The following is a 10,278-nucleotide window of genomic DNA, read 5'->3' as shown; positions in this document are numbered from 1 at the left end:
GCCCCGGGCACTGCCCGGGGCTGCGCGCTTTTTCGGCGCATGTCCGGGGCTCGTCTCGAAGTACGTTGAGTCGGAACGGATATGACGAACCGAGTTGTCGGTTTGGCGGAATCGATCAGATCTATTTCGCTAGAACGCGTTTCAGATCTGTGCTAGCGTCACGGGGGTACGTTGAATTCGGCCAGAGGGAGTTTGGTCGTAGCGTATGCATGTTTCCGGGGGAGGGAAATATGACTGATCTGATGCTGTAGCCCATTCGCATTTTCGTCATCGTGGATGGGAGGGGTCCTATGGACTACGATGCGGTTGTTGTCGGCGCCGGTCCAGCTGGATGTGCTGCCGCAATTCTATTAGGGCGTAACGGATTACGCGTTGCGCTGCTCGAAAAACACACGAGAGCAGACGAATACAAGCGACTCTGCACGCATTCGATTCGTTCGAGTGCGGTTCCTGTACTCGGGCGACTCGGACTGGAAGACGCCATGGTCGCGGCCGGTGCTGTACCGGCCGTGGATAACCATTGGACGCGATTCGGTTGGCTGACCGATCCATTGGCTGCGGACCGGCCCGCGCACGGATACAACATTCGCAGGCAGACCTTGGATCCATTGATCCGCGATCTCGCCGCGCGCACACCCGGTGTCGAACTGGTGCTCGGCGCGAAGGCTGTCGAGCTCACCCGCGATCAGCGGGACCGGGTCGATGGTGTTCGGGTCACGAGAAATGGCGTGCCGGAGCACTGTTCGGCACCGCTCGTGATCGGCGCCGACGGCTGGAAGTCCCGAGTCGCGGACCTGGGTAGCCTCCCGGGAACCGAGATCGCCAATCGCCGGTTCATCTATTTCGCCTACTTCACCGGTGTCGAGGTGCCGCCCGGACAAGAGCTGCGCATGTGGTTGCGGGAACCGGACGCCCTGTCGGTCACCGTGAACGATGGCGGCGTGGTCGGTGTCGGCGGGCTCTTCGACAAGGAGTCGCTGAGTCTCTTCGACACCGGTGATCGTGCCGAAACCCTGCTGCGAATGTTCGATCGGGTCCCGGACGCTCCGGACTTCTCGACCGCGACGCGGATCAGCGAGGTCATCGGGACGCGCGACTATCCGAGCGTGCTGAGGAAGCGCATCACCGCGCCCGGAGTCGCGCTGATCGGGGACGCCGCCATGGTGGCCGACCCGCTGGTCGGCGCGGGCATCGGGTGGGCGCTCCAATCCGCGGAATGGTTGTGCGATGCGGTGGGCGCGCCCCTGCGCGCGGGCGATGTCACCGCCGTCGATGCGGCTGCTCGCCGGTACCAGCGGCAGCATCGCGCACGCCTGCTGCTACACCAGCACGCCGCCATCGATTTCAGCCGGCGACGCGAATTCTTCTGGGTGCTGGCGGCGTTCTATGCCGCCGCCTGCGCGGACGCGGACATCGCCGCGCGGTTCTTCGCGGTCGGCACCCGCAACCGTTCACCGCTGACGCTGTTCGCTCCGTCGACTCTGCTGAAAGTGGCCGCGCTCAACGCACGGCGGCTGTGGCAGGGCGGGACAGCAGGCGATCAGCACGATCATTCCGCGCCGGAGCCGGCGCAGCACTAGCAAGAGAAGGGGGGCGGACATGTCGACAGCCCTGACCGGCTGGACGAGTGAAAGCATGCCCGAGCTATCGGGCCGTTCGTACATTGTGACCGGTGCCAGCAGCGGCATCGGCGAAGCGACAGCCCGTGCGCTGGTCGCGCGCGGGGCACGAGTGATCCTGGCCTGTCGCGATATCGAGAAGGCCCGGCCGATCGCGGAATCGCTGGGCGCTCGAGCCGAGGTCCGGCGGCTCGACCTCGCGGATCTGGCGTCGGTCCGGGAATTCACCGCGACTTGCGAGCCCGTGGATACCGTCATCGCGAACGCGGGCATCTCCACGATTCCGAAGAAGTTGTCGCCCAATGGGATCGAGATGCAGTTTGCGACGAATCATCTCGGCCACTTCGCGCTGGTACACGACTTGCTGGACCGGATCCGCGATCGGATCGTGGTCGTCTCGAGCATGTCGCACCATTTCGTGGGGTTGCTGCACATGGGGCGCATCGATCTCACCGATCTCGACTACTCGAGGCGGTCCTACTCACCCTTCGGCGCATACTGCCAGTCCAAGCTCGCCAATCTCCTGTTCGTGCGAGAACTACGGAATCGTCTGGTCGCCGTGGACTCCGGGATCCGCGTGGTCGCGGTGCATCCGGGTATCAGCCGGACCTCTGCGGGACTCCACACCGAAACCAAATCCGGTGAGCTCAGCTGGAATCTGATCACGCGGGCTGTCGGGCAGGACCCGGACATGGGGGCATTGCCCTCGTTGTACGCCGCGACGCACCCCGATGTGCCCAACGGCTCCTATATCGGCCCGGGTGGGCTGTTCGGGGTCCGGGGGACGCCGGTGATCACCCGGACCAGTGCCATGGCCAGAAACGATCGCCTGGCGCGGGAACTCTGGCTGCATTCCGAACAACTGGTCAATTCGTTTCACAGCATTCGATAGCCCCTGACTCCTTTCATCCCTGAATATTCGCCACCGGACCGAGCGGAACACCCTCCGCCCGGCGGCCGAGCGCACCCGAAATCAAGAGGAGGACCTCCCCTTGTCCAATGACGCAAAGCTCCGCAATTACCTCGAGCGCGTGACATCCGAACTGCGTTCCACCCGATCGCAGTTGACCGAGCTCGAGAACGCCCGCACCGAACCCATCGCCATCGTGGGAATGGCCTGCCGGTTCCCGGGCGGCATCGATACCCCCGAAAAGCTGTGGGAAACAGCGCTGTCCGGAGCCGAGACGCGCAGCACATTCCCCGAGGACCGCGGCTGGGAGCTCGACGCGCTCTTCAGCGAGGATCCCACCCTGCGGGGTACCACCTACGCCCGCCACGGGTCCTTCATCCGCAATGCCGCCGATTTCGACCCGGCCTTCTTCGGAATGTCTCCTCGGGAAGCGCGCATCACCGATCCCCAGCAGCGTCTGCTGCTCGAAACCACCTGGGAGGCCTTGGAATCGGCGACCATCGATCCCACCTCCCTGGCGGGCACCGACACCGCGGTCTACATGGGCGCGATCGTCGACGAGTACGGCGACCGCATGCGCGATCCGCGTGGCAGCATGGGTGAGTACGAGGGTCAGGTCATGCTCGGCAACTCGCGCGGTGTGCTGTCGGGCCGCATCGCCTACACGCTCGGGCTCGAGGGTCCGGCGGTCACCCTGGACACCGCGTGCTCCTCTTCGCTGGTGGCGCTGCACCTCGGCGTCCAGGCGCTGCGCGCCGGGCAATGTTCGCTCGCGGTGGCCGGCGGCGCGACGGTGATGTCAACGCTCGCGTTCGTGCTCGAGTTCTCGCGGATGCAGGGTCTGGCGCCCGACGGGCGCAGCAAGGCGTTCGGCGCGGCGGCCGACGGCATGGGGCTCGGCGAGGGCGTCGGAGTCCTCGCGCTCGAAAGGCTTTCGGACGCACAACGACTCGGGCATCCGGTGCTTGCAGTGATCCGGGGCTCGGCCATCAACCAGGACGGCGCGTCGAACGGCCTCACCGCCCCGAGCCGGCAGGCCCAGCAGAAGCTGATCAACCTGGCGCTCTCGGATGCCGGTCTGACCGCGGCCGAGGTCGATGTGATCGAGGCGCACGGAACCGGGACGAAGCTGGGCGATCCCATCGAGGCGGGTGCGCTGGCGAACACCTACGGGAAGGCGCACACCCCGGAGCGCCCACTGCTGCTCGGCTCGGTCAAATCCAACATCGGCCATTCGCAGGCCGCCGCGGGCATGGCCGGCGTGATCAAGATGGTGTACGCGATGCGCAGCGGGGTGCTGCCGCGCACCCTGTTCGCCGATCCCAGCACCGACATCGTGGACTGGGATGCCGCCAATATTCGTCTGCTGCAAAAGAATCAGGACTGGCCGGCCTCCGATGCGCCACGCCGAGCGGCCATCTCCTCGTTCGGCGTCAGTGGCACCAATGCCCACGTGGTGCTCGAGTCCGCGCCCGCGCCGGCCGAGTCGGACAGTACCGAGCACCAACTGGACACAGGCGGCGCGCTGCCCTGGACGTTGTCCGCGAAGACGGCGTCGGCGGTCGGCGGTCAGGCGCGGCGGTTGCGGGAGTTTCTCGAGGTCCGGCCCGATATCCGGCTCTCCGATGTCGTGCGTTCGCTGGTGACCACCCGAACCTGCTTCGACCATCGCGCGTTCTTCGTTGCCACGGACCGGGATTCGGCGCTGTTCTGTCTGGAGGCGATCGAGCACGGGCGGTCGCACCAGTCCGTGACGATGAATCGCGCCGCCGAACGCAAAGTCGTGTTCGTCTTCCCCGGCCAAGGCTCGCAGTGGGTCGAGATGGGGCGCGAACTCCTCGACACCTCACCGGTGTTCGCCGCCCGCATCGCTGACTGTGCCGAAGCGCTGAGCCCCTTCGTGGACTGGGACCTGACCGCCACCCTGCGTGGTACCGGCGCTGCCGCGGCTCTTGATCGCGTGGATGTGGTTCAGCCCGTGCTCTTTTCGGTCATGGTCTCGCTGGCCGAAGTCTGGCGGTCCCTCGGTGTGGAGCCGGGCGCGGTCATCGGGCATTCGCAGGGAGAGATCGCTGCGCTCTGTGTCGCCGGTGCGTTATCTCTGGCGGACGCGGCGCGGCTGGTGGCGTTGCGTAGCCGGGCCCTGGCGCAGGTGGCCGGTACCGGCGGGATGGCGGCGTTGGCCGTGGACGAGGAACGGGCGCGAAATCTAGTGGCGGACTACGACGGTGCTCTCGCCATCGCCGCGCACAACGGCCCCCGATCCATCGTGGTCTCCGGTGCGGCCGACGCCCTCGATCAGATCGTGGCGCGGTGTGTGGCCGACGGGTTCGACGCCCGCCGGATCGATGTCGATTACGCGTCGCATTCGGCGCATGTCGAGCAGATCCGTCCGGATCTCGCCGAGTTGGCGCGGACGGTGGTGAGCGAGTTCGACATCCGATTCTTCTCCTCGCTGCACGGCCGGCGTACTGAGGCCGCCGAGGTCACGGGGGATTACTGGTACGAGAACCTGCGCCGGCCCGTCGAATTCGATTCTGCGGTTCGAGCGAGCATCGCCGCCGGGTTCGACACCTTCGTCGAGGTCAGTCCGCATCCGGTGCTGTTGCTCGCGATCGAGTCGATCGCCGAGGACGGGGGCGCGGCGGTGCTCACCACCGGGACCCTGCGCCGCAACGACGGCGGCATCACCCGCATGCTGACGTCCGCCGGTCAACTGCATTGCGCTGGTGTGGATGTCGACTGGACGAGTCTCCTCGAAGCACATTCGGGGCCGCCCGTCCCGCTGCCGACGTACGCCTTCGAGCGCAAGCGCTACTGGGTCGATCCGCCGCGGGCCCTGGGCGCCACTCCCGGCATCGAGTCGCTCGAGCATCCCACGCTGATCGGGTACACCGATGTCGCGGCCTCGGGCGAGCGGCTCTACTTCGGCAGCCTGTCACTACGCAAACAACCCTGGCTGGCCGACCACGCCGTGCAGGATCGAGTGTTGTTGCCGGGTACCGCGTTTCTGGAACTCGCCGCGTTCGTCACCGAACACCTGGGCATGCGCGCCGTGGACGAGTTGACCGTCGTCGCGCCGCTGGTGCTCGCCGAGTCCGGCACCGTGCAGTTGCAGGTCGTGGCCGGCGCACTCGACGGACCGCGGCGGTCGATCGTCGTCTACGCGCTGTCGGGCGAAACCGTGGACCAACCACGGCGATGGGTGGAACACGCGTCCGGCTACGCCACCGACGAGGAGTCCACCACGGAGGTCGAGTCCGCGGTGGCCTGGCCGCCCGTCGACGGTGAGCCCGTGGATCCCGAACGGCTCTACGCGGAACTCGAAGTGCTCGGCTACCACTACGGTCCGGCCTTCCGCGGGGTGCGCCTATTGTGGACCACACCGGGCGGATTCGCCGCCGACATCGAGTGCCCACCTGGACTCGAGGACACGGTCCCCCTGTTCTACGTGCACCCGGCCCTGCTGGACGCGGGACTGCACGGCTTTGCCGCCCGGCGGTCCGATACGGCGCGGACGGTGCTGCCGTTCTCCTGGCAGGGCGTGCGATTCACCGGAATGCGGTCCGGGCGGATGCGGGTGACGGTGACGTTCACCGCGGACCTGCGAGCGCGCATCGTGGTCAGCGACGGGCACGGTATGCGGCTCGGTTCCATCGACAGCCTGACCGTCCGCGAGCTGACCGACCCGGCCGGATCGAATGCCGATGCGGCCGATTATCTCTTCGTGCCGTCGTGGGTGCGGGCGTCCCAGCCGCCGGATCTCGAAGCGGGCGCTGACCCGGTGACTTGCGCACTGTTCGGGCTCGACCGTCCGAGCGCTGTCGGCGCCGGCATCGAAATCGTCTCCGCCGCAGATTATCTCGGTGACGCTGCGGGCGAAATCGTCCCGGTGCTCGCCGCCTCGACTCGCGTACTCGTTCTCGCGCCCCACCCGGCAACCGGCACGGAACCAGATGGCGACACTCTTGTCGATGTCCTGGACGTGCTGAACGATTGGCTGGTTGCACAGACCGCCCCGGACGCTCGGATCCTGGTGCTGACCCGATCCGCCGTGCGTGCCACGCCGGCCGATACCGTGCATCCGCCGTCGGCGGCCCTGGTCGCCATGATTCGCTCGATTCAGCTCGAAAACCCGGGCCGCATCACGATCGTCGATATCGACGACGAGACGGCGTTCGAGCGCGCCGTGGCCCTCGCGGTGCACGGCGGTCTCCCCGAGGCCGCCGTCCGCCGGGGTGCGGTCTTCACGCGGCGCCTCGCGCGCGCCGAAGTCGTGCGTGCCAAACAGTTCCGGCTGCCGCAGACCGGCGGGTGGCGGATCATCCCCGGCACCGACGGCGTGGTCGACAGTCTGGTGGTCGAGGAGTCCGGCCTGCACGCGGAGACGGTCCTCGCGCCGGACGACGTCCTCATCGCGGTACGCAGCACCGGTCTGAACTTCCGCGACGTCCTGATCGCTCTCAACGTCTACGAGGGTCCCGGGCGGCGCATCGGCAACGAATGCTCCGGCGACGTGGTCGCGGTCGGCTCGGCGGTGACCGAGTTCCGGCCCGGCGACCGGGTTTTCGGTCGCGTCGTGGATTCGCTGGCCGATTTGGCGGTGGCCCACCGCAGCGAACTCGCCACCATGCCCGAGCACTGGTCGTACGCGACGGCGGCGGCGATCCCCATCACCTACGGCTCGGCCTACCACGCGGTGGTCAACATGGCCGGGCTGCGCTCGGGGGAGAAGATCCTCATCCACTCGGCGGCCAGTGGTGTCGGCATGGCCGCGGTCGGGCTGGCGCGGCTGCTCGGCGCGGAGGTGTTCGCCACCGCGAGCCCGCAGAAGTTCGGCGTGCTGACCGATCTGGGGATTCCTGCGGATCACATCTGCTCCTCCCGTGACGGTGACTTCGAGCAGACCTTCCGCAACCTCGTCGGGCCCTCCGGGTTCGATGTCGCCATCGATGCGTTCTCTGGTCCCCTCGTCGACGCCACACTGCGATTGATGGCGCCCGGCGGACGGTTCATCGAGATCGGGCGGGCCGACCTGCGCGATCCGGAGAGCGTGGCACGTGAGTACGACGGCGTCGACTATCAGATCTTCAACCTGTTCGGGCTGACGCCGCAGGAGGTCCGCGATCGGCTCGGCCACATCATCGAACTCGTCACCTCCGGCCGCTGGCCGCTGATTCCGGTGCGCTCATGGGATATTCGCGAGCTCTCCGATGCGTTCAAGATCATCGGAGATGGGCTGCACGTCGGTAAGAACGTGGTGTCCATCCCGTCCACCGCTGCGTCATCGGCGGGCACGGTCCTGATCACCGGCGGCGTCGGCATGGCCGGCGCGCACACCGCCCGGCATCTGGTGCGTGCACACGGAGCGCGACAGCTGCTGCTGGTCTCGCGCAGCGGTGAAAACGCCGATGGTGCGGGTGAACTCGCGCAGGAACTGCGGGAACTGGGTGCGACCGTGCGCATCGCCGCGTGTGATATCGCCGATCCGGGCGCACTCTCCGCACTACTCGCGTCCATCTCGCCGGAGCACCCGCTGGTCGGTGTCGTCCATGCCGCCGGGGTCCTGCGGGACGGCATCGCCGCCGCGCTGACCGCGGAGGACATGCACACGGTGCTGCGGCCCAAGGCGCTCGGCGCCTGGCATCTGCACCGGCTCACCGAACACCTCGACCTCGACTTCTTCGTGATGTTCTCGTCGGTGGCCGGCGCGCTAGGCAATGCCGGTCAGGCGAACTACTCGGCGGCCAACGGATTCCTGGACGGTCTCGCGGCGCTCCGCCGCGATCGCGGACTGGCCGCGACCTCCATCGCCTGGGGGCTGTGGAGCGACGCCAGTGCGATGACGGCGGATGTCGTCACCGATGACGCCGCGCGCCTCGCGCGCCTCGGCATTGTCGGTCTGTCCGCCGAGGACGCCATGCAGCTGTTCGATCTCGCGGTGACCGGTCCCGAAACCGGGCCCGTGGCTTGCCGATTCGATCGAGCCCGACTGTTGTCGCCGCTGTTCGGTCAGGACGGAGCGGCTGGGGCGTCGGAGCATCTGGGCACGAGCACAGCCGCCGCGCCGCGCAATGACGGGTTCCGCCTCGAGTTGGCGACGACGCCGCCGAAGCAACGGGCGCAGACGGCGCTCACCGCGGTCCGGCTGGAGATCGCCGCGACCCTGGGCCTGGAGTCCGGCAACGATGTCGACCCCGACCTGGCATTCCGATCTCTCGGATTCGATTCGCTCACAGCGGTCGAATTGCGCAACCGGGTCAATGCGCTGACCGGACTGCGGCTGCCCACCACGGTGGTCTTCGACAACCCGACACCGCGTGCGCTGGCCGCCGCCATCGTCGAGGAACTGGCGGGCGAGCTGCGCGACGCCGTCGACGACGAGCTGCGCGTCCTTATCGGCCGGATGAAGGAGCTCACGGCCTCCGACCGCCTCACCGAGGACGGCCGAACCCGCCTCGGCACCGAATTGGGCGAACTCCAGCGGGAATTGCTCGGCGACGCGTCGGCCGACGGCCCGGGCGATCTGGCCACGCTCTCCGACGACGAGCTCTACGAGGCCATCGAGCGGGAGATCGAACTGGGAAGGAGCGTGGAATGACGGTCGTCCGCCACATCGACGTCGGTGAGCCCCTGTCCAGATTCGCGCGCGGCTGGCACTGCCTGGGCCTGGCCGAGACATTCCTCGACGGCAAGCCCCACGCCATCGAAGCATTCGGCACGAAACTGGTGGTCTTCGCCGACAACTCGGGAGAAATCCATGTCCTGGACGGATACTGCCGGCACCTGGGCGCGGACCTCTCGAAGGGAGAGGTCAAGGGCGACTCCATCGCCTGCCCATTCCACGACTGGCGCTGGGGCGGCGACGGCCGCTGCACCGGCATTCCCTACGCGAAACGCGTTCCGCCACTGGCCCGGACACGCTCGTGGCCGGTGCGCCGGCAGAACAAGCTCCTGCTGATCTGGCACGATCCGGAGGGCGCACCGCCCCCGGCCGCCGCCGAGATCCCCCGAATCGATCAGATCTTCGACGAGCGGTGGACCGACTGGAGCTGGGACGAGATACGGGTCGATGGGGCTCATCCACGCGAATTGCTCGACAACCTGGTTGATTTCGCCCACTTCTTCTATCAGCACTTCAGCATCCCCGACTACTTCCGGGCGGTGTTCGAGTGCGATCGGGCCACGCAGTATCTGCAGATGCGCGGCCGCCGCGACCACGGGCCGGGCAGTGAGCACACCGGGGACATGTCGGTCGTCTCCGAGGCCCGGTATTACGGACCCGGCTACATGGTGAACTTTCAGCACTACGACTACAGCGGACTGAAGCTCGAGGCCATCGCCGTCTTCGTCAACCACCCGATCGACGCGAACTCCTTTCGCCTGCAATGGGGTGTCTCCGTGCAACGGCCGCCCGGTTTCGACGAACGCGTGACGCGGCTGATCGCCGACCGGCTCCAGGACGCGACCTCCCGCGGATTCCTCCAGGACGTGGAGATCTGGAGCAACAAGACCCGGATCGACAATCCGCTGCTCTGCGACGACGACGGACCGGTCTACCAGGTCCGCCGGTGGTATGAGCAGTTCTTCGTCGATGCCGCCGATGTCCTGCCCGAGATGACCGAGCGATTCGAGTTCGAAGTCGACACCGAGTGGGCGACCTCGCACTGGGACCGCGAGGTCGCGGAGAACATCGCCGATCGGATCACACCCGAAATCACATACGCCACCAGCGAATCCACGAGGTAG

General features: G+C 67.2%; 4 protein-coding genes. All 4 read left to right on the top strand.

The window, feature by feature from the left end; translation table 11 throughout:
* Positions 1–290: 290 nt before the first annotated feature.
* The 4 genes from ACFXN1_RS09375 (at position 291) to ACFXN1_RS09360 (ending at position 10,278) form a co-directional block, all read left to right on the top strand.
* Positions 291–1,580 carry an NAD(P)/FAD-dependent oxidoreductase gene (locus tag ACFXN1_RS09375; RefSeq protein ID WP_379445127.1) on the top strand — a complete coding sequence of 430 codons (1,290 nt, stop codon included), beginning with the start codon at positions 291–293 and terminating at the stop codon, positions 1,578–1,580.
* A 19-nt stretch (positions 1,581–1,599) separates the two neighbouring features.
* A complete protein-coding gene (locus ACFXN1_RS09370) occupies positions 1,600–2,511 on the top strand; it encodes an SDR family NAD(P)-dependent oxidoreductase (RefSeq protein WP_379445126.1) in 912 nt (303 codons plus the stop codon).
* A 100-nt stretch (positions 2,512–2,611) separates the two neighbouring features.
* Positions 2,612–9,130 carry an SDR family NAD(P)-dependent oxidoreductase gene (locus ACFXN1_RS09365; RefSeq protein ID WP_379445124.1) on the top strand — a complete coding sequence of 2,173 codons (6,519 nt, stop codon included), beginning with the start codon at positions 2,612–2,614 and terminating at the stop codon, positions 9,128–9,130.
* Entirely contained in the window at positions 9,127–10,278 is a 1,152-nt protein-coding gene (locus tag ACFXN1_RS09360; protein WP_379445123.1) for a Rieske 2Fe-2S domain-containing protein, read from the top strand. The genes ACFXN1_RS09365 and ACFXN1_RS09360 overlap by 4 nt, the downstream gene beginning before the upstream one ends.

The organism is Nocardia sp. NPDC059154 (assembly GCF_042755705.1).
In the GTDB taxonomy this organism is placed as follows: domain Bacteria; phylum Actinomycetota; class Actinomycetes; order Mycobacteriales; family Mycobacteriaceae; genus Nocardia.
This window is presented reverse-complemented; position numbering and strand designations above follow the sequence as displayed.

Coding starts and splice junctions, on each gene's coding strand:
- ACFXN1_RS09375 (WP_379445127.1), top strand. CDS start 291: ATGGACTACGATGCGGTTGTTGTCGGCGCCGGTCCAGCTGGATGTGCT.
- ACFXN1_RS09370 (WP_379445126.1), top strand. CDS start 1,600: ATGTCGACAGCCCTGACCGGCTGGACGAGTGAAAGCATGCCCGAGCTA.
- ACFXN1_RS09360 (WP_379445123.1), top strand. CDS start 9,127: ATGACGGTCGTCCGCCACATCGACGTCGGTGAGCCCCTGTCCAGATTC.